We start from the raw sequence: 18,685 nt of genomic DNA, 5'->3' as shown, positions 1-18,685 counted from the left end.
AAGAAAAAAAAGATTGCAAGCTTTTTGTGCAATCTTTTTAATTTTTTATGCATTTTTAGGAAAAGTCTTGTCAAGCAAGGCTTTACTAGCATCGTCAGCAGGCACCCAGCCATCTGTGAAAACTCGGTCTTTTATCCAAAGACGATTATAGAAAAAGGCCCAAAACAAGTTGTAGGCAGTTCCTACAGGTCTCAAGAAATCATCTGGGATAAGAAGCGTTGCAATCACAGCAAATACAAAAAGTGATCCAAGCATGATCCCAAAGTATTTCCAGTCTTTACGAAAGAGAGGAACGAAAAAGTTAAATAGCAAGGTTGTAATAGAGTACATAGGTGACAAAGTCTTAACATTGCTGCCATCTGGTGCTTGAATAGTAAGTTTATTCATCAAGATCTCCTTAAATATAAGAATATTAATAAAGTTTAACAAAATTTTATATGTTTGTCAATTTAGGCAGATCTAAACGGAAATCAGAGCATCACTTCTTCAAAAAAATGTAGCCCTAAGGCTACATTTTAATCTACATAATGTTCTTCTTTTTTATTGAACCAAGCATATGGCAGACCGATTAGGAGACCACCACCAATCAGGTTTCCTACGAAGGTCACAGCCCAGTGACGCAGGATATTTCCAATACCAAAATTTGCCACCTGTGATGCAGCCGAGCTAAATTTGACGATAGCAAAAGAAGCAAAGTTAGCTGCCAAGTGTTCGTTTGTTAAGAATACAAACATATAAATGGCTGAAATAACCAAGAAAAGCTTAGCTGTACTATCTTTCACCAAGACGAAGGAAAGAATCGCAATATTAACGAATACATTGGCTAGTATTCCCTCAAGTAAAATAAGTTCATTGGAACGGGCAAGCTTCATCTGCACAACACCAGCAATGAAACTTTCTTTACTAAGTCCCGCATAAGCCGCCGAATTAGCAAAGAGCCACCCAGCAAGCAGAGCCCCAATCAAATTAAAGAAAGTACAATAGAACAAAATAATCAGCGCTTTTTTCCAGTCAATCTTCTTTAGGAAAGTGCCAGCTGTCAAAAACATCATGTTAGAAGTCACCAGCTCAGCATTCAGAAAGACGATGTAGGCCAATCCCCAAGCAAAGATAAAAGGAAAGAGAAAGCGACCCGTTCCTGGAACAATCTTATTTGTCAGGTCTGCTGCAATAGCTCCTGCTCCTGTACTGAAAGTCAGAAAGGCCCCCGCAAAGATAGAGCGGACAGCATACTTCCCTTTACTTGTGTCGAACAAGCCTTCTTTCTTACGGCAAGCTGCTTCTATTTTTGGAATAAATGTCGATTCGACCATAATAATTCTCCTCTAAGTTAAACTATGTACAGTATATCACAAACTTTTATTTTTCGAAAGCGTTTTCTGTAAGTTTTTTTCTAAATTTGAACTTGGAATGCTATATTCAAGTTCTTAATTCGCCTGCTAGCTGCCTTATATCTTCTGGCCGAGTTCGACAGCAACCGCCAAAAAGCTGAACGCCCTGTTTCTTCCAAAGATGGCTGTAATCAGTTAAACAGAGCTGCTGCTCAGGATTGTCCTGCCAAGTATTCGTCACCCCATTATAGACCTCTCCAGAATTTGGATAGGCTAGTAAGGGATTATCGCACACCTGTTTTAACTTTTCTAATAAAGGAGCAATCAAATGCGGAGCTGTACAGTTAAAACCGACAGCCAATACTTGTGGACTCGACTGAGCCAAGCGCCCAACTTCTTCTATCAGTGTTCCATCCGAAATCGCTGATACCGTTTGAGCGGTAAAAGATAAATAGGCTTCCACCTGAGGAAATTCTTCTGATAGTAAATGAACAAGCGCCTCGGTTTCTGCTCCGTTAGGAATCGTTTCAAGTGCCAATAAATCACAACCCGCATCCAGCAAGGCTTGTATCCGCGGACGATGAAAGTCTTTAAATTCCTCCTCACTCAAGTGATAGGCTCCTGTATACTCCGAACCATCAGCCAGATAAGCAGCATATGGTCCGACCGATCCAGCTATCAAAGGATATGAACGCTGCTGCTCATCTAGCGATAATCCCTGCCAGACATTTTTAACAGCTGCCTGTGCCAAAAAGACCGTTTCTTTGAAGATTTCATAAGCCTTATCTAAACTCAATCCTTCTTCGACCAAAGCTGGAATGCTGGCTTGATAACTGGAAGTGGTGATGATGTCACTACCCGCCCGAACATAATCTTCATGCAGGTCTTGGATAATCTGAGGATTCTCAAGCAAGTACTTGGCTGACCAAAGCCGACCAGAAACATCATAGCCCTGCCTCTCCAGCTCTGTCCCCAAAGCACCATCTAGAATTATTATGTCTTGCTTTTCAAGTAAGTCTTTAAACGCTCCCATCTTGCTCCTTAAGCCTTTTCTAAAATATCAACTTAGTCAGTTTTGCTAAAGATAAATAAATCTGCTTATTTGAAATGATCGTCTATTTCATTAGTAAAACGCAAAAAAGAGATTATTACAATCTCTTTTTTCTTATCTAGTTATGTGATGCCCATGCTTGGTCTGTTTCCAGAACATCTTGAGTCGTGTATTGTCCACGGTAAGGATTGTAAACCATATTAGATGCTCCTGTCTGATAGCTAGGTGAATCAAACTGAGTCAGATTGTATGCTTCAATCAGATAGTTCAATTTCGCATAGTAGTTACTATCCGTCGCATACACACCTGTCAAGGCAGCTGTCGCATCTTGATAGGTCGGGGCATTGCTCTTCCAAGCTCCCGCAAAATGACTTTGTCTCAAGACATAGACATAATCCTGAAGTGACTCAGCATAACTTGAGTAAGAGCGGAATTGATCATTGATTGCGTAAGTATTGCCTTGACCATCTTCTTCCAAGGTCTCCATCGTCGCTGACTGACCAGCATAAGCTCCTTTAATCCCGAACAGATTATAGTGAGGATATCCTGACAGACCAGACTGGCCAGAACCACTCTCTAAAATAGCTTGTGCAATCATCACAGAAGCATATAGATCATTATCCTGGGCCAACTGGCGAGCTGGCTCACTAATTTGTGAAATGAAATATTCTGTTTGGTTCAATGGTTGCTGAACAGCATCATTTGCACTTGCTGGCTTGATTTGCTTTGATAAAGCAAGACCAAAGACAACGGTTGAAGCCATCACTGCCAAACCTGTCAAAAGTTTTTTTCTTTCTTTTGAAATTCTCTTCTTCACAGTCTTTCTCCTAAATACAATATTTGTTCTACTATTGTAACATACTAAAAGCAAAATAACATTAGCAATAAATTACAAGTATATGACATTTTTTAGATCTTCCACGAATATAAGTTTTACAAGCCACGATTGTTCCATTCAAAACTTCCTCGTTCGACTTGCATAATGAGCCTTATCATAAAGATATGCAGGCTGAGCTGAAGATGAAAATAACCTGACTCCAACCCATACGGAATCAGGCTATGATCTTAAACTCTGAAATTTCAACTATCATTCCGATACAATCTAACATCTAGATCTTGCCTAAAATCGCATCCCAGGCTTGATCAAGACCAGTTTTATCAACTGAAGAAAAGATAATAAAATCATCAGTTTTATCAAAGTCCAGCTTTTTCTTAATGGCGCTCTCATGCTTGTTCCACTTACCACGTGGAATTTTATCAGCCTTGGTAGCCACAACAATAACTGGAATTTCATAGTATTTGAGGAATTCATACATCTGCACATCATCCGCACTAGGATCATGGCGTAAGTCTACTAGACTCACGACCGCTCGCAGATTGTCCCGACTGGTCAGGTATTCCTCAATCATTTTACCCCATTTAGCGCGCTCCGTTTTCGAAACCTTGGCATAGCCGTAACCAGGAACATCCACAAAACGGAGCTTGTCATCGATATTGAAAAAGTTCAACAACTGCGTTTTACCAGGCTTACCCGAAGTCCGTGCTAGATTTTTACGATTGAGCAGAGTATTGATAAAACTAGATTTACCGACATTGGAACGACCCGCCAAGGCGATTTCTGGGATATCATCCTGCGGGTAATGCGATTTATTGGCTGCGCTCAGTAAAATCTCAGCATTATGTGTATTGATTTCCATAAGCTTCCCCTAGGCAGTTTCTAAGATTGGCTTGTCTGTGCCGTCCACTGCTTCCTTCGTGATACGAACCAGCTTAACATTTTCCTGACTTGGCACTTCAAACATGACATCCATCATGGTTTCTTCAATAATTGAACGAAGTCCACGCGCACCTGTCTTGCGTTCGATAGCTTTTCTAGCTATGGCTTGCAAAGCTTCCTCGTCAAATTCAAGTTCAACATCATCATAAGAAAGCAAGGTTTGGTATTGCTTCACTAGCGCATTTCTCGGTTCACTTAAAATGCGAACCAAATCATCAACAGTCAGCTGCTCTAGTGCTGCAAAAACTGGCAAACGACCAATCAACTCAGGAATAATTCCAAATTTTTGAATATCGTCCGCAACAATAGCTTGCATATAAGACGCACCCTCGTCAATTGCCTTATTATTTTGACCGAAACCGATAATCTTCTCACCAAGACGTTGCTTGACAATCTCTTCAATACCGTCAAAAGCACCACCAACGATAAAGAGAATGTTCTTGGTATCAACCTGAATCATTTCTTGCTGTGGATGCTTACGACCACCTTGAGGAGGCACGCTGGCAACTGTTCCTTCAATAATCTTCAGTAAGGCTTGCTGAACACCCTCACCTGAAACATCACGAGTGATAGAAACATTTTCGCTCTTCTTAGCAATCTTATCGATTTCATCCACATAAATGATGCCGCGTTCTGCCCGTTCAATATTGAAATCAGCTGCCTGTAAAAGCTTGAGCAGGATATTCTCTACATCTTCACCAACATAGCCAGCCTCAGTCAAGGCTGTCGCATCCGCGATAGCAAAAGGAACATTGAGACTGCGCGCCAAGGTCTGAGCCAGGAATGTTTTCCCAGATCCAGTTGGACCAATCATGAGAATGTTGGATTTTTGTAGCTCCACATCATCCTCTTCGCGACTGTCATGAAAATTAATTCGCTTATAGTGATTGTAAACAGCAACTGCCAAAGCCCGCTTGGCCCGATCTTGACCAATCACATAGTGGTTCAAAATATTGAGCAATTCTTGCGGTTTTGGTACCTCAGAAAGATCAGCTAAAACTTCCTCAGCTAATTCTTCTCGAATAATTTCCTGCGCCAATTCGACACATTCATTACAGATAAAGGCATTGTTGCCCGCAATAATTTTTTGGACTTCGTCCTGATTCTTTCCACAGAAAGAACAATATACCATCATCTCATTATTACGATTTGTAGGCATTTTTTACTCCCATTCTAAATTTCTAATTCAATTTTTATTTACATTTTAAAAGAGGGTCATATAAAAAGCATGGATGGAATTAACAAGATTTGTAAAAGCATTTAACAAAAATAAAATAGCCAATCCATAACGTTTTTTACGAAAAGTCTGAAGCGAACAGATCAGACAAATTGCACATAAAAAGGCCGTAAAAAAACCAAAAACACTTCTTTCCATTCCTATGAACCCTTTCTTTTGAGGATTTTTACGGTGAAATCATACTCATTTTTTTCATCTTTGGGTTGAAAGCGACTGCTCACTTCCTCGAACTGTGTCAGATCAAAGTCTGTTGGAAAATAAGTATCGCCTTCCAAGCTAGCATGGATTTCCGTCTTAATCACCTCATCCAAGTCATGCTCAAATAAAGAAAAGATTTGGCCGCCACCGATAATATAGAGATTCTTCTCTTGCTCTTGGTACCATTTCAACACCGCTGAAAGATCATGAAATACCAAAACACGCTCATCTTCAATCTGATAATCCCTATCGCGTGTCAGAATCAGAGTTTTTCTATTTGGCAGCACGCGCCGATGCATGCCATCAAAAGTCACCCGACCCATTAAAATCACATGTCCAGTCGTGATTTCTTTGAAATGCTTCAACTCTGCTGGTAAATGCCATGGCAAGCTTTGGTCTTTGCCAATCAGACCATTTTGATCCTGTGCCCAAATCGCCGCAATCTTTTTCGTCATTTCTCCATCCTTCACATTGATATTTCTATTCTATCAAAATTTATTAAAAAAGACTTGTTTGGACTATCACTTCTATCTATTATTTTTGCCAGCTGATTCAGAAAAAAATCGATAACCCAAAAGATTATCGACTATTCATTTGCTAGGTAAATCACCCTTTCTTCATCTTTTTGACAAAGACAAATCCTACAACAGCAGCCACAAGGCCAAACAAGGAAACGTTCAAGAGCGTTGAGTCTGACTTCTTAGGCTCAGCAGTGGCGGCCTCTTTTTTATCCGCTAAGGGATCAATATCGCACCCCTCTCTTTTGACTGACTTACCTTCAGTTGAAGCATCAGCATTGCTTTGCTCGGTCCCTTTGTTTTTAGGGCCCTTTCCATGACAAAGCAAATCAATCGTATAGGATTTCTTTCCCTGATTTGCCCCATCCGAACCTTGGTCTACAAGCTGCAGAAAGTCATCTTCTTCCACTGAAGAATCTGCTATTTGCTCAAGTTGGGACTCTGCCTGTTGGACTTCATCCGCACCCACAACAGCCATCGGTGTCACAGAAACCGATAAGCCAAGCAAAAATGAATAAATGCCCAGACTAAAAAGTTTTCCCCTGCTTCTATGTGTTAAAAAATTTGCTTCCATATCAATACCTCCGAGATAGGCACTAGCGAAACACATATATCTATTGTCATTATAGCACTTACAAAATATATTTCAATCATTTGCTCTTGAAAATTAAAAAACCTACTGACTATCATTCAGTAGGAAAAATATAATCAAATCGCTAAATCGAATTTGAGCTGAGGTTTGACTGGATCGTAGTCTAAGAGCTCAAAATCCTCTGCCTTGATATCAAAGAAATTGGTTCCATCCGGCACATTTAAAATGAGTCGTGGTTGACAATCGCTAGGCTCTCGGCGTAAGAGTTCCTCCGCCTGCTCGAACTGATTGTCATAGATGTGCAAGTTATTGATAAAGTAAAAGAACTTGCCGACCTTCCAGCCGAAATGCTTGGCAATCATCATCTGCAGAGCCACATACTGCATAGCGTTGATATGGTGAGCCACTAGCATATCATTTGAGCGCTGGGTCAGAGTCGCATCCAGATAAATGTCTCCATCTACACGACGAACATCAAACATGGTTTGAAAAGCGCATGGCAGCAGGCCGTCTGTTTCTTCAAAAGCTTCATAATCCCAGAGAGAGATGATATTGCGACGGTTCCAAGGATTGGCTTCCAGCTGTTGAAGAATTTTATGGATAATATTGTGCTTCTTGACAACAGCACCATAGCGCTGGCCAATAGTACCCGTGTCGCCAACTTCCCAGTCATTCCAGTAGTGAACATTGTACTTGTCGTTGAGCAGTTCCAAGCTATTAGACTGGTCTTGATAGATCCAAAGGACTTCCTTGATGGCAGACCTGATGGCAATAGGGCGCAGCGTTGTGATTGGAAACTCGCCCTTGCTCAAATCGTATTCTGCGAAAGAACCAGTGATATATTTAGAGTTGGCCACATTTCCATCCTTGTAGCGCGGACGGGCATTCTCAGAAAAAACACCTTGCTCCATAATCTTTTTTATATTTTCTTTGAAAATCGTATCTGCTAACGTCATGATTTCTCCTTCGTTCGGTGAGCTCTTTCTAGTATAGCAAATTTTCCATAAAAATTCTCCTGACAAGTTTAGCAGGAGAAAACCTTATTTGACCCATTCATCTGGATGATTGAGCTTATTCGCATTCTTTTCTGATAATCTCAAGGTAATATCTGACACAGCAGGAATATTTGAAAGAGTTACATAGGGGTAGTTTTTGTAGGTCGTGAATTTAACGCCACTTTCTCCCTTTCTCCCACTAATATCGTAGATGTAATTAACCTCTGCATCATCAGGTAAATCAACCCAGGCATCTTCATTATCTTCCTCAGATTCGACCTTATCCAGAATGTCTGCAAATTCATCCAAAGTTTTGGTATTATTCGTCTGATAAACTTGCTGATTCTGACTATCCAATATGGTCAGAAAACCTTCTGTCTTTGATTTGCAAGCGGATAGGATCAAAAGAAAAATGGGAAATAATATTAGAAAATATGCAACTTTTCTCTTCATTTTTAGCCCTCCTTATAGCTATGCTAAGAGAGGAAGTAATTAGAACTATTGAAGTACCAGCGAAGCTGCTCCAATTACGCCAGCATCATTTCCAAGTGTAGCCAGCGCCAATTTAGTTGATGTACGCACTTGTGGGAAGGTATTTTCATCATAAACTTTTTGGACACCTTGTAGAAGGAATTCTCCCGCTGCTGACACTCCGCCACCGATAACAATGGTTGAAGGGTTTAGGATAGAGCCGATATTGGCACAAGCAATCCCCAAGTAACGTGAGAAGTTACGATAAACGATCAAGGCAAGATCGTCGCCTTCTTTTGCCAAATCAAATACAGTTTTAGCGGTTACTTCTTCTCCGTTATCAATCAAGCGTTTCAAAGTTGCGTCACCCTCATATTCATCAGCGTAACGACGAGTCAAATTGACAATCCCTGTTGCAGAAGCTACTGTTTCAAGACAGCCTTTTTTACCACAAGTACATGCGATTGGTTGGTCGAAATCAACAGTGATGTGGCCCAGCTCACCCGCCGCACCTGCCACACCGTGGAGCAGCTTACCTTCCGCAACGATACCGCCACCAACACCTGTACCAAGCGTCATAAAGACAACGTCTGGTTGGTTTTCACCAGCACCCATCCAACGCTCACCAAGCGCAGCTACGTTGGCATCATTATCGATGAAGAATGGAATGCTTGTCGCTTTTTCGATTTTCTCTTTTACCGGTTGAAGGGTCTTCCAGTTTAGGTTATAGGCACCGATAACAGTCCCTTTCTCACGATCAACCACACCCGGTGATCCCATGCCAATTCCGACAAAGTCCTCAGCTGATAGATTTAGGAGCTCCAAACGATGCTGGATAGACTCAATCATATCGTCTACAATATGGCTTCCTTCATCCAAAATATTAGTTTTAATAGACCATTTTTCTTGGATTTCACCCTCTTGCGTTAAAATTGCAAATTTGATAGATGTACCACCAAGGTCAATCCCAATAATTTTTTTTGACATGATATTCTCCTCTGTATTCGTTCTCCCTCTTATTATAGCAGATTTTTTTAACGGTGAAAAGGTTTGCACGGGATTTTTTACGTTTAGTTTGTGCTTATTTCACTCAAAATAAAAATCGGCATCTCTTGAGATACCGACAAGTCTATTGAAGCACACAAATCATCCTAGCTGCTAACTTCAAATGGATCATATTATTTAAATCATATTTATCTAATGCTCACTCTGCCAGTGCGGTAATCAAGGACAATTCCTGACTGGACATTTGGGACAAAAACATTGAATTCCAAACTTCCATCGCTGGACTTAGCTTCTAAATGCGAACCAGAGGGCACCAGATCATTTTCCGAAGCATAGATCAACGTGACACGATAGCGAACTCGCTTATTCTGATCCAAGGCACGACGAATCAGAGTTTCGTAGTAGTTCTGCCCCGTCGAGTTGTCTTTATTGGCCTGATTGGCCCAAGCTGTCTGGACTGCGATATTGACTGGATTGCTAGTGGAAGCATCAAAGCCCTTTAAGCCACCGATTAGAGAGTAAGCCAAAAGATGCCCGCGATCCACTGCATGGTTGTATTCACCTGATAGATGTTTGACTTGGTGCCAACCAGCAGGAACCCAAGAAGTGGAACTATTTCCTGTTTCTTCCCGCGATTTATATTGGCGGGTCGATTTGGCAAGCAAGGCATTGGCAACTGTAGGAACCGTCTGCCCCTGAACAATCTTCGTTTTATTATCTGCATAAGGCGCACTAGACACTTTGGCATTTAAGTTCGTTTTATTCCCATCGATGATGAAAGCTCCAGTCCCATTCCACTCGATTTTTCCACCAAGTTGTGAACGCACTGAGTCTGTGAGAACACTCTCAGCCAGTGCTTGATCAGGTGTACTGGTATCCCTATTTTGACTAATGGCTGACGATGTATTTACCGCTGGTGACTGATTGCCATTTCCAAAAAAGTAGGCTCCCAGTGATAAAGTCAGAGCAACCAGAAGCCCAGCTATAGTCTGAGTAGATTTAGTGCTCTTTTTTTGTAATTTCTTTCTTTTGGACATCTTTCCTTTTCCATTTAAAAGGACTGCGCAAAATTCTGCACAGTCGGTAAATTTTCGGACATCTTAGCAGATCAATGACCAGTGAACTTAGAAACAAGTTCATGCCAAGTATCTAGCGATAAGATAGACCAAGGATTGTCTGCATTTCCAATCACGCCATATCCGATAACCAGACCAAGACAAAAAATGATAAAAGCGACTACCAGCACCAAGGCAATGATGCCTAGTTGTCTAGCCAAATATTTCCAATTTTCACTCATCATCTTCTTCCTTTACGCGTTTGACCTTGGCACCAAGAGCCGCCAATTTTTCGTGAAATTTATAATAGCCACGATCCAAATGGACTAACTTGCTAACTTTTGTTTCGCCTTCAGCAATCAAGCCCATCAAAATCAAGGTCGCACTAGCCCGGAGATCTGTCGACATGACTTCTGCTCCTTGCAAGCTGCTACCACCCCAAATCCGAGCGGTATCCCGCATAATATCGGAGTGAAGACCCATCCGTCGCATCTCTTCTAAGTGCTGGAAGCGGTTTTCAAAGACCGTCTCAACCATGACAGACTCTCCTTGAGCTATCGCCATCAAGGCAGTAAACTGAGCCTGCATATCGGTTGGGAAACCTGGATAAGGCAAGGTTTTGACAGACACAGCTTTTAACTTTGAAACATCTGAACGGACGCGAATTCCTTCGTCTTCTTCCGTCACTTCTACACCCATTTCTTGCATCTTTGACAGAAGCGGACGATTGTGCTCCCAAATCGCATCCTCAATCAGCAAATCACCACCCGTCATAGCAGCAGCAACCATAAATGTACCAGCTTCGATGCGGTCTTGCACGACATTGTGCTCAGCTCCATGAAGTTTTTCAACACCGATGATTGTTATATTCTCCGTTCCTGCCCCTCTGACTTTAGCGCCCATTTTATTTAACAATAAAGCCAAGTCGACAATTTCAGGTTCTCGAGCAGCATTTTCAATAACAGTGGTACCTTGAGCCAAAGTCGCTGCCATCATAATATTCTGTGTCGCGCCAACACTTGGGAAGTCCATGTAGATATGGGCTCCCATCAAGCGGTCTGCCTTGGCTTCGATGTATCCTGCAGTCTGCGTAATCTGAGCACCCATTGCTTCCAAGCCCTTCAAATGAAGGTCGATAGGTCGGCTACCAATCGTACAACCGCCCGGCATGGACACTTTAGCATGCCCATTACGAGCAAGAATGGGACCCAATACAACAATCGAAGCCCGCATCTTGCTGACATACTTATAAGGAGCCTCTTCTGTCAATGGTTTAGTCGCATCTACAACTACAGTATTTTCATCTTGATCAAAGTCTACCTGCGTATTCAAGCCACGAACAACATTGTTCATGGTAAAAACATCCGAAAGGACTGGCACATTTTTAAGAGTTGTTTTTCCCTCACTGGCTAAAACAGTTGCTGCCAACAACGGCAGCACCGCATTTTTAGCTCCTTCAATCCGAACTCTGCCAACCAGACGGTTATTTCCACCCTGAATAATAATTTTTTCCATACTAACTAGTTACTCCAAATCTTAAAAATTCATCCTTACTATCATACCATAAAATCAAGATTCTGACCTTATAAAGTTCCATTAAAGATTGCCCGACTCATATCATAAATACCGATAAAAAATAGGCTAGCCATGTAGCCCAAGGCAATACTTAGCAATAAAATCAAAAAACGAATTTTGATGGCATTATCAGCATTTACTTTTAAAAATTTTTCCCAACTGACCACTGTCGCCAAAAGGTGAAAAAACACAAAAATAAAGAGAAGGTGACTGCATAATCGAAACATTAATTCTATCATAGATTTTATTATACCATAAGAAAAGCTGTTTCTAGCGGAAAGGAGTATGGGACAATAAAAAAAGAATGGAAACTCCATTCTTTTTTCATTACATTCTTGTTCCAACGTTAATACGGTTGATGGCACGCTGGAGGGCGATTTTAGCGCGTCGCTCTTGGTCAATCAAATGCTTGTCTTGGGCTTCTTCGATCTCTTTCTCAGCACGCAGCTTAGCTCGCTCGGCACGGCTGATATCAATATCACGCTCACGTTCAGCTGAGTCCGCGATAATAGTAATCACATTATCAGCGATTTCTATGATGCCACCGTTGACCGCAATCCAGTCAATATGCTTGTCATCATCAATTCTGCGTACCTTGACTTGATCCACTTCCAAAACAGCAATTGTATTGATATGGCGAGGCAAAATCCCCATTTCTCCGTCAATCGTTTTTACGGAAACAAATGCAGCATGGTGGTCATAGATCAGACCATCCGGTGTAACGATTTGTACTGTCATTTGAGCCATCATTCACCTCTTAGAATCCCATTTTTTCCGCTTTAGCAATGACATCCTCAATCGAACCGACACCACGGAAGGCATCTTCTGGTAACTTATCATACTTGCCTTCGAGGATCTCTTTAAAGCCACGAACTGTCTCAGCTACAGGCACATAAGATCCCGGCTGGCCAGTAAATTGCTCCGCAACGTTGAAGTTTTGAGACAGGAAGAATTGAATCCGACGCGCACGCGCAACCAAAGTCTTTTCTTCATCTGACAACTCATCCATACCTAGAATAGCAATGATATCCTGCAATTCATGATAACGTTGCAATACGCGTTTCACCTCGGCAGCCACTGCATAGTGCTCTTCACCAACAATCTCAGGAGAAAGAGCTCGAGAGCTTGAAGCGAGCGGATCCACGGCTGGATAAATCCCCAATTGAACCAATTTACGTTCCAAGTTGGTTGTAGAGTCCAAGTGGGCGAAAGCCGTTGCTGGAGCTGGGTCAGTATAGTCATCGGCTGGTACGTAGATGGCCTGAATAGAAGTTACAGAACCTTTCTTAGTCGATGTAATACGCTCTTGGAGTTGTCCCATTTCAGTCGCAAGTGTTGGTTGGTAACCAACGGCTGATGGCATCCGACCCAAAAGGGCAGAGACTTCAGAACCTGCCTGCGTGAAACGGAAGATGTTGTCAATGAAGAGCAAGACATCTTGACCTTCTACATCACGGAAGTACTCTGCAATCGTCAAACCAGTCAAAGCAACCCGCATACGCGCTCCTGGTGGCTCATTCATCTGACCGAAGACCATGGCTGTTTTCTCGATAACGCCAGACTCCTTCATTTCCCAGTAAAGGTCATTCCCTTCACGGGTACGTTCCCCAACACCGGTAAACACGGAAATACCACCATGCTCTTGGGCAATGTTGTGGATCAATTCCTGAATCAGGACGGTCTTACCAACTCCGGCACCACCGAAGAGTCCGACTTTACCACCTTTCAGATAAGGTGCTAACAGGTCGATAACCTTGATACCTGTCTCTAAGATCTCTGATGAAGTAGACAACTCATCAAAGGTTGGAGCTTTCTTATGGATTGGCTGGCGCTCTGCATCATCCGCAAAAGGAGCATCCAAGTCAATGGTATCTCCCAAAACGTTAAAGACGCGACCAAGTGTTTCTTTGCCGACTGGCACAGAAATTGGACGACCAGTATCTAGCACTTCCATGCCACGAGTCAACCCATCCGTTGATTCCATAGCGATGGTCCGAACCACTCCATCACCAAGCTCAAGAGCTACTTCAAGGACGATTTTTGATTTATTTTCGTCATTTTTATAGACTACAAGTGCATTATTGATCTCAGGTAGCTTGTCGCCAGCTTCAAACGCTACGTCTACAACCGGTCCGATAACCTGAGTAATTTTGCCTGAGCTCATTCTTTTCTCCTCTTTATACTATTTATTTTCTGTGACACTATTCCAGTGCACTTGCACCCGCCACAATTTCAGTAATTTCCTGCGTGATAGCTGCTTGTCTAGCACGGTTATACTGAATGGTCAAATCATTGATAACTTTTTTAGCGTTATCTGTTGCTGTTTGCATGGCTGTCATACCAGCAGCATTTTCAGCAGTTTTTGCGTCAATAATCGCTCCATAAATCATACTTTCAGCAAACTGAGGCAAGAGCTGATCTAAAATCGCGTTTCGGCTGGATTCTAATTCTAGATTGAGGATGTAGTTCTCATCAGCTTCACTAGGATCCAAGTCGACGATTGGCAACATCTGCTCTACCCGCATCTGACTGGTCAAACTGTTGACATGGTGGTTATAACACACATAAAGTTCATCAAAAAGCTCATTCTGATACATTTCAATGGTCTTGGAAATGATTTTCCGAACTTCATCAAAACTCGGATGATTGGCTAAGCCGCGCAATTCATAAATTGGCTGAATGCCCCGTGCTCGGAAGAAATCCGCTCCCATTCCACCGATCGAAATAATGACATAGTCATCCTTTTCGTGGTATTCCGAAATCAATTCCATCATGGATTTGAGAATGGTTGCATTGTAGCCACCGACCAAACCACGATCAGACGTAATAACAATATAAGCCGTTTTCTGAACTGGTCTGCTCTTTAAAAGTGGATGATGGCTAACATTTTCTTCCTCATGACCATGCAAAAGGTCGGTCAAGAGTTTTCGAACCTTAGAAGCATAAACCTGAAAGTTCTTTGCTGCTTCTTCGGACTTTCCCAACTTAGATGCAGAAACCATCTGCATCGCATTGGTGATTTGACTGGTGTTTTTTGTGGATGCAATTTTATTTTTGATATCATTTAATGAAACTGCCATCTGACACCTCTATTCTTATTTGAAGTTAGACTGATTGATAAATTCAGTAATAGCGGCATCCAGCACTTCTTCGCTCGGCAAATCTTTTGTCTGACGAATGGTTTCATAAATGTCTTCATGATGAGCATCAAAGTAAGCAAAAATCTCTGCTTCAAACCGAAGAATCTCATCTACTGGTACTGCATCAAGGAAGCCGTGAGTCAGCGCATAGAGGATCACAACTTGCTTTTCAACTGGCAGTGGCTCATGGACTGGCTGTTTCAATACTTCTACTGTACGGCGTCCACGGTTCAACTTAGCCTGGGTTGCTGCATCGAGGTCACTACCAAATTTGGTAAAGGCTTCCAGCTCACGATATGAAGCAAGGTCAATACGCAGAGTTCCTGCAACCTTCTTCATGGCCTTGATTTGTGCAGATCCACCTACCCGAGATACAGAAGAACCAGCGTCAATAGCTGGACGAATCCCTGCATTAAAGAGACCATCTCCAAGGAAGATTTGTCCATCTGTAATTGAAATTACGTTGGTTGCAATATAGGCTGAAATATCTCCTGCCTGCGTTTCGATGAATGGCAATGCAGTAATTGATCCACCACCCAGCTCATCAGAAACTTTAGCTGAACGTTCAAGCAGACGGCTGTGAAGGTAGAAGACATCCCCTGGGAAGGCTTCACGACCTGGCGGACGGCGAAGCAAGAGAGAAAGTTCACGATAAGCTACCGCTTGTTTTGACAAATCATCATAAACGATGAGGACGTGCTTGCCATTGTACATAAATTCTTCAGCCATTGCTACACCAGCATAAGGCGCCAAGAAAAGCAAAGGTGAAGGTTGAGAAGCTGACGCTGTTACCACAATAGTATAATCCAAAGCTCCATACTGGCGAAGAGTTTCCACCTGTGTACGGACAGTAGATTCCTTTTGACCAATGGCAACATAGATACAGATCATATCCTGCCCTTTTTGGTTGAGGATCGCATCGATGGCAATACTAGTTTTACCAGTCTGACGGTCACCAATAATCAACTCACGTTGACCACGACCAATCGGTACAAGGGCATCAATAGCTTTCAAACCTGTTTGCAATGGTTCTGATACAGACTTCCGTTGCATAACTCCTGGAGCTGGTGCTTCTACAGGGCGTGTTTTAGTTGTAGCAAGCTCACCCAAGCCGTCAACAGGACGACCGAGCGGATCTACGACACGACCAATCAAAGCATCTCCGACAGGAACTTCCATGATTTTACCCGTGCGACGAATCGTATCGCCCTCACGAATATCTGTAAAATCACCCAAGATAATGATTCCGACATCGGTTGACTCCAAGTTTTGGGCCATACCATAAGAACCATTTTCAAAAATCAAGAGCTCGCCACTCATGGCATTATCAAGACCGTGGGCACGAGCGATTCCATCACCAATATAAGTGACGACCCCAGTTTCTGTGACGTCAAAATTTGGCTGGAAATTTTCAATTTGTTGCTTAATTAAAGCGCTGATTTCTTGTGCGTTAATCGCCAAAATTCACACCACTTTCTATTTCAAATTTTCTTTTACGAGTTGTAATTGACGTTTAATACTTGCATCAATTGTCTTATTATTGGCTGAAATGACGAAGCCACCGATCAGACCAGCATCTAATTCCTGCTTGAGCGAGCGAACCTTGAGGCCCATTTTTTGCTCGATCATTGGTTTCAATCTTTCTTTTTGACTGTCTGTCAATGCTTGAACAGATTTAACCGTCACTTCAAATTCATTGCTTTGTTTCTCAATCTGATGCTGAATTTCTACCAACATATCGTAGAACAAATCTGCTCGATGATTGAGAATAACGACTTCGATAAAGTTATCAATCAGCTGTGAATCTGAGTTTTGGAAAAGTCGAAGAGCCTTCTCCTTTTCTCCCTCATCAACGCCAATATGTGATAAAAAGTCAGCAAGATTTGTTTCCTCAAACACAGCCTTAATTTGGCTAAGTTTTTCAAAAACATCTTGTTGCTGACCTTTTTCAAATACTAATTGAACAAAAGGCAAGGTATATTTTTCAATTACCGCATAGTGCTTTTTGTCCATTAAGCATCTCCTAATTTATCAATATAACGATCAATAAGCTCACTGTGTGCTTTTGTATCAAGCTGCTGGCTCAAGATCTTACTTGCAAGACTTACTGTTAGGTCAGCCACATCGTCTTTAATGCTATTCAAGGCTTCTGCCTTGCTTTGAGCAATTTCCTGATTGGCTTTTGCTTTCAAACGTCCAGCTTCTTCAGCTGCATCCGCTAAAATTCCAGCCTTATTTTTTTCAGCTGTTTCCTTAGCATGTTCGATAATCGTCGTTGCTTCCTGACGACTTCCTGCTAATTCATTCTCACGTTTTTGCGCAAGTTCCTCAGCCTTTTTGCGGGCTGACTCAGCCCCGTCAATATCATCCGTAATCTTTTTAGAACGTTCTTCTAAGATACTGGTAATATTGCCCCAGGCAAACTTCTTTACTAAAAAAATTAATAAAAGGAAGGAACCAGCGATGAGAATAAAGTCACCAATAATGGCACCGATAGTTACGTGCATTCCTTTTCTTCCTTTCTACTTACTATTCTTCACCGTTTATTTTCTTACCGATATACATCGAAGACAGCATGGTAAAGACATAGGCCTGGATACATGAAATAAATATCGAGAAGGCTGTCCATAACATACTACCTAGGAAAGCAGCTGGATACCAATAAAATGCTTGATGTGACAAGGTAAGCAACAAGCCAGCCAAGACTTCCCCTGCAAAGATATTTCCGAAAATCCGCAGAGCTAAGGAGGCAAAATTGGTAAATTCTTCCAAGATATTCATTGGAGTCATAAATCCAGGTGTTGCAAAAGCTTTTAAGTAATCTTTAAAACCACGACGACGGATTCCTTCCACATGACTAATCAATGTAATGATAAAGGACAAGGCTAGGTCATAGCCCAAATTTGCCGTCGGTGAGGTCCAGAGATTGTAGCCATTGGTGGTTTGAATTTTAGCCATCAAACCGATATTATTGGCAACTGCAATAAAAAGAAACAAGGCAAACATAAACAAAGAATAATCTTTGATGTAGTGTTCCCCAATATTTTCTTTAGTAAATCCAATGACAAAATCATAGACGTACTCAAGTAAATTTTGCTTTCCTTTTGGTCGGATGGACATTTTTCTACTTCCCCAGTAGATAAAGCCAAAGACCATCAAAACGGTCACAAGTGACATAGCAAGTAGGGTCAAATCAAAGGAAATTGGGCCTAGCTGAATAGTCGGATTAAGACTCTCTTCCAAGGTTTGACACCCCCTTTTCTAAAATAGAAAAAACTATTTGATAATGAAAGACATAACCAAAGTAACGAAGAAAGTACCTTCAACAAAAGCGACACCCATGATGAGCAAGCTTCTTAATTGATCAACCATTTCTGGCTGACGTGAAGCTGCTTTAAACAGATTGCTCATAATCAAACCTTCAGCTAATGAGACGCCAAAACAGGCAATACAAAGTCCTAAAAATGTTAAATTCATGATGAATTCTCCTTTTATATTTTTTAAATGTACCCCATTAGTTTACTCCTAATAAAGTTAATAGTCAATTATTTTGTGATATTGTAAGCGTTTTTCGCACTTTTCTTTTAAATTTAAAATAAAACTTGAATAAAGGTGCTTTTCAAACATTTATCCTATAAAAATCCAAGCAAAAATGAGATTGGGACAGAAATCGATAATTCGTTAGAATTCGATTTCGTCGTCCCACCTCCGCACAGTTGAGTAGGGCTGTAAAAGCTGAT

General features: G+C 41.6%; 23 protein-coding genes. All 23 read right to left on the bottom strand.

Going from position 1 to position 18,685, the window contains the following annotated elements; all coding sequences use genetic code 11:
• Positions 1-45: 45 nt before the first annotated feature.
• A complete protein-coding gene (locus tag A0765_RS03825; protein ID WP_015604705.1) occupies positions 46-387 on the bottom strand; it encodes a hypothetical protein in 342 nt (113 codons plus the stop codon).
• 128 nt (positions 388-515) lie between these two features.
• The gene (locus A0765_RS03820; protein ID WP_062004719.1) at positions 516-1,313 is read right to left on the bottom strand and encodes a formate/nitrite transporter family protein; all 798 of its coding nucleotides are present in this window, start codon (positions 1,311-1,313) and stop codon (positions 516-518) included.
• 106 nt (positions 1,314-1,419) lie between these two features.
• Complete coding sequence (mmuM, locus tag A0765_RS03815) at positions 1,420-2,364, bottom strand: homocysteine S-methyltransferase (protein ID WP_062004717.1); 945 nt, start codon at positions 2,362-2,364, stop codon at positions 1,420-1,422.
• 136 nt (positions 2,365-2,500) lie between these two features.
• Positions 2,501-3,199: a glucosaminidase domain-containing protein gene (locus tag A0765_RS03810; protein ID WP_062004715.1), complete on the bottom strand. Its 699-nt coding sequence runs from the start codon at positions 3,197-3,199 to the stop codon at positions 2,501-2,503.
• A 292-nt stretch (positions 3,200-3,491) separates the two neighbouring features.
• On the bottom strand, positions 3,492-4,079 hold the full coding sequence (gene yihA / locus A0765_RS03805; protein ID WP_005589759.1) for a ribosome biogenesis GTP-binding protein YihA/YsxC: 588 nt from the start codon (positions 4,077-4,079) through the stop codon (positions 3,492-3,494).
• 9 nt (positions 4,080-4,088) lie between these two features.
• Positions 4,089-5,318: an ATP-dependent Clp protease ATP-binding subunit ClpX gene (gene clpX, locus A0765_RS03800; RefSeq protein WP_005589758.1), complete on the bottom strand. Its 1,230-nt coding sequence runs from the start codon at positions 5,316-5,318 to the stop codon at positions 4,089-4,091.
• A gap of 218 nt (positions 5,319-5,536) precedes the next feature.
• On the bottom strand, positions 5,537-6,049 hold the full coding sequence (locus A0765_RS03795) for a dihydrofolate reductase (protein ID WP_048764204.1): 513 nt from the start codon (positions 6,047-6,049) through the stop codon (positions 5,537-5,539).
• Between the two features lie 151 nt (positions 6,050-6,200).
• Complete coding sequence (locus A0765_RS03790; RefSeq protein WP_048764203.1) at positions 6,201-6,686, bottom strand: hypothetical protein; 486 nt, start codon at positions 6,684-6,686, stop codon at positions 6,201-6,203.
• Between the two features lie 134 nt (positions 6,687-6,820).
• The gene (locus tag A0765_RS03785) at positions 6,821-7,660 is read right to left on the bottom strand and encodes a thymidylate synthase (RefSeq protein WP_048764202.1); all 840 of its coding nucleotides are present in this window, start codon (positions 7,658-7,660) and stop codon (positions 6,821-6,823) included.
• 84 nt (positions 7,661-7,744) lie between these two features.
• Positions 7,745-8,152 carry a hypothetical protein gene (locus A0765_RS03780; protein ID WP_048764201.1) on the bottom strand — a complete coding sequence of 136 codons (408 nt, stop codon included), beginning with the start codon at positions 8,150-8,152 and terminating at the stop codon, positions 7,745-7,747.
• A gap of 45 nt (positions 8,153-8,197) precedes the next feature.
• On the bottom strand, positions 8,198-9,157 hold the full coding sequence (locus A0765_RS03775) for an ROK family glucokinase (protein ID WP_048764200.1): 960 nt from the start codon (positions 9,155-9,157) through the stop codon (positions 8,198-8,200).
• A 206-nt stretch (positions 9,158-9,363) separates the two neighbouring features.
• Positions 9,364-10,212 carry a DNA/RNA non-specific endonuclease gene (locus tag A0765_RS03770; RefSeq protein ID WP_062004713.1) on the bottom strand — a complete coding sequence of 283 codons (849 nt, stop codon included), beginning with the start codon at positions 10,210-10,212 and terminating at the stop codon, positions 9,364-9,366.
• 71 nt (positions 10,213-10,283) lie between these two features.
• On the bottom strand, positions 10,284-10,472 hold the full coding sequence (locus A0765_RS03765) for a DNA-directed RNA polymerase subunit beta (RefSeq protein ID WP_062004711.1): 189 nt from the start codon (positions 10,470-10,472) through the stop codon (positions 10,284-10,286).
• Positions 10,465-11,745 carry a UDP-N-acetylglucosamine 1-carboxyvinyltransferase gene (murA, locus tag A0765_RS03760; protein ID WP_062004709.1) on the bottom strand — a complete coding sequence of 427 codons (1,281 nt, stop codon included), beginning with the start codon at positions 11,743-11,745 and terminating at the stop codon, positions 10,465-10,467. Before murA ends, A0765_RS03765 begins: the two co-directional genes overlap by 8 nt.
• A gap of 68 nt (positions 11,746-11,813) precedes the next feature.
• Complete coding sequence (locus A0765_RS03755) at positions 11,814-12,044, bottom strand: DUF1146 family protein (RefSeq protein ID WP_062004849.1); 231 nt, start codon at positions 12,042-12,044, stop codon at positions 11,814-11,816.
• Positions 12,045-12,132: 88 nt separating this feature from the next.
• Entirely contained in the window at positions 12,133-12,555 is a 423-nt protein-coding gene (locus A0765_RS03750) for a F0F1 ATP synthase subunit epsilon (RefSeq protein WP_125446508.1), read from the bottom strand.
• 7 nt (positions 12,556-12,562) lie between these two features.
• On the bottom strand, positions 12,563-13,969 hold the full coding sequence (gene atpD, locus A0765_RS03745; protein ID WP_062004705.1) for a F0F1 ATP synthase subunit beta: 1,407 nt from the start codon (positions 13,967-13,969) through the stop codon (positions 12,563-12,565).
• Between the two features lie 37 nt (positions 13,970-14,006).
• The gene (locus A0765_RS03740; RefSeq protein WP_005589739.1) at positions 14,007-14,885 is read right to left on the bottom strand and encodes a F0F1 ATP synthase subunit gamma; all 879 of its coding nucleotides are present in this window, start codon (positions 14,883-14,885) and stop codon (positions 14,007-14,009) included.
• A gap of 15 nt (positions 14,886-14,900) precedes the next feature.
• A complete protein-coding gene (gene atpA, locus A0765_RS03735; protein WP_045496794.1) occupies positions 14,901-16,406 on the bottom strand; it encodes a F0F1 ATP synthase subunit alpha in 1,506 nt (501 codons plus the stop codon).
• Positions 16,407-16,421: 15 nt separating this feature from the next.
• Positions 16,422-16,958: a F0F1 ATP synthase subunit delta gene (locus tag A0765_RS03730; RefSeq protein ID WP_062004702.1), complete on the bottom strand. Its 537-nt coding sequence runs from the start codon at positions 16,956-16,958 to the stop codon at positions 16,422-16,424.
• Positions 16,958-17,452, bottom strand: coding sequence for a F0F1 ATP synthase subunit B (gene atpF / locus A0765_RS03725; RefSeq protein WP_005589735.1), 495 nt, complete (start codon positions 17,450-17,452; stop codon positions 16,958-16,960). Before atpF ends, A0765_RS03730 begins: the two co-directional genes overlap by 1 nt.
• 22 nt (positions 17,453-17,474) lie before the next feature.
• A complete protein-coding gene (gene atpB / locus A0765_RS03720; protein WP_048764192.1) occupies positions 17,475-18,188 on the bottom strand; it encodes a F0F1 ATP synthase subunit A in 714 nt (237 codons plus the stop codon).
• A 33-nt stretch (positions 18,189-18,221) separates the two neighbouring features.
• On the bottom strand, positions 18,222-18,422 hold the full coding sequence (locus A0765_RS03715) for a F0F1 ATP synthase subunit C (RefSeq protein WP_005589732.1): 201 nt from the start codon (positions 18,420-18,422) through the stop codon (positions 18,222-18,224).
• Positions 18,423-18,685: the final 263 nt, after the last annotated feature.

It is taken from the genome of Streptococcus cristatus, from assembly GCF_001588905.1.
Taxonomy (GTDB): Bacteria; Bacillota; Bacilli; order Lactobacillales; family Streptococcaceae; genus Streptococcus; species Streptococcus cristatus_N.
Note: the sequence above shows the minus strand (reverse complement) of the source record. Positions and strands in the feature narration are given on the sequence as shown.

Bases quoted from the DNA above. Each gene is read 5' to 3' on its own strand.
- mmuM (WP_062004717.1), bottom strand. From the start codon at position 2,364: ATGGGAGCGTTTAAAGACTTACTTGAAAAGCAAGACATAATAATTCTA.
- A0765_RS03740 (WP_005589739.1), bottom strand. From the start codon at position 14,885: ATGGCAGTTTCATTAAATGATATCAAAAATAAAATTGCATCCACAAAA.
- atpF (WP_005589735.1), bottom strand. From the start codon at position 17,452: ATGCACGTAACTATCGGTGCCATTATTGGTGACTTTATTCTCATCGCT.
- atpD (WP_062004705.1), bottom strand. From the start codon at position 13,969: ATGAGCTCAGGCAAAATTACTCAGGTTATCGGACCGGTTGTAGACGTA.
- A0765_RS03785 (WP_048764202.1), bottom strand. From the start codon at position 7,660: ATGACGTTAGCAGATACGATTTTCAAAGAAAATATAAAAAAGATTATG.
- A0765_RS03775 (WP_048764200.1), bottom strand. From the start codon at position 9,157: ATGTCAAAAAAAATTATTGGGATTGACCTTGGTGGTACATCTATCAAA.
- A0765_RS03780 (WP_048764201.1), bottom strand. From the start codon at position 8,152: ATGAAGAGAAAAGTTGCATATTTTCTAATATTATTTCCCATTTTTCTT.
- A0765_RS03765 (WP_062004711.1), bottom strand. From the start codon at position 10,472: ATGAGTGAAAATTGGAAATATTTGGCTAGACAACTAGGCATCATTGCC.
- A0765_RS03795 (WP_048764204.1), bottom strand. From the start codon at position 6,049: ATGACGAAAAAGATTGCGGCGATTTGGGCACAGGATCAAAATGGTCTG.
- A0765_RS03790 (WP_048764203.1), bottom strand. From the start codon at position 6,686: ATGGAAGCAAATTTTTTAACACATAGAAGCAGGGGAAAACTTTTTAGT.
- A0765_RS03730 (WP_062004702.1), bottom strand. From the start codon at position 16,958: ATGGACAAAAAGCACTATGCGGTAATTGAAAAATATACCTTGCCTTTT.
- clpX (WP_005589758.1), bottom strand. From the start codon at position 5,318: ATGCCTACAAATCGTAATAATGAGATGATGGTATATTGTTCTTTCTGT.
- A0765_RS03770 (WP_062004713.1), bottom strand. From the start codon at position 10,212: ATGTCCAAAAGAAAGAAATTACAAAAAAAGAGCACTAAATCTACTCAG.
- A0765_RS03755 (WP_062004849.1), bottom strand. From the start codon at position 12,044: ATGATAGAATTAATGTTTCGATTATGCAGTCACCTTCTCTTTATTTTT.
- A0765_RS03825 (WP_015604705.1), bottom strand. From the start codon at position 387: ATGAATAAACTTACTATTCAAGCACCAGATGGCAGCAATGTTAAGACT.
- A0765_RS03750 (WP_125446508.1), bottom strand. From the start codon at position 12,555: ATGATGGCTCAAATGACAGTACAAATCGTTACACCGGATGGTCTGATC.
- yihA (WP_005589759.1), bottom strand. From the start codon at position 4,079: ATGGAAATCAATACACATAATGCTGAGATTTTACTGAGCGCAGCCAAT.
- A0765_RS03715 (WP_005589732.1), bottom strand. From the start codon at position 18,422: ATGAATTTAACATTTTTAGGACTTTGTATTGCCTGTTTTGGCGTCTCA.
- A0765_RS03820 (WP_062004719.1), bottom strand. From the start codon at position 1,313: ATGGTCGAATCGACATTTATTCCAAAAATAGAAGCAGCTTGCCGTAAG.
- murA (WP_062004709.1), bottom strand. From the start codon at position 11,745: ATGGAAAAAATTATTATTCAGGGTGGAAATAACCGTCTGGTTGGCAGA.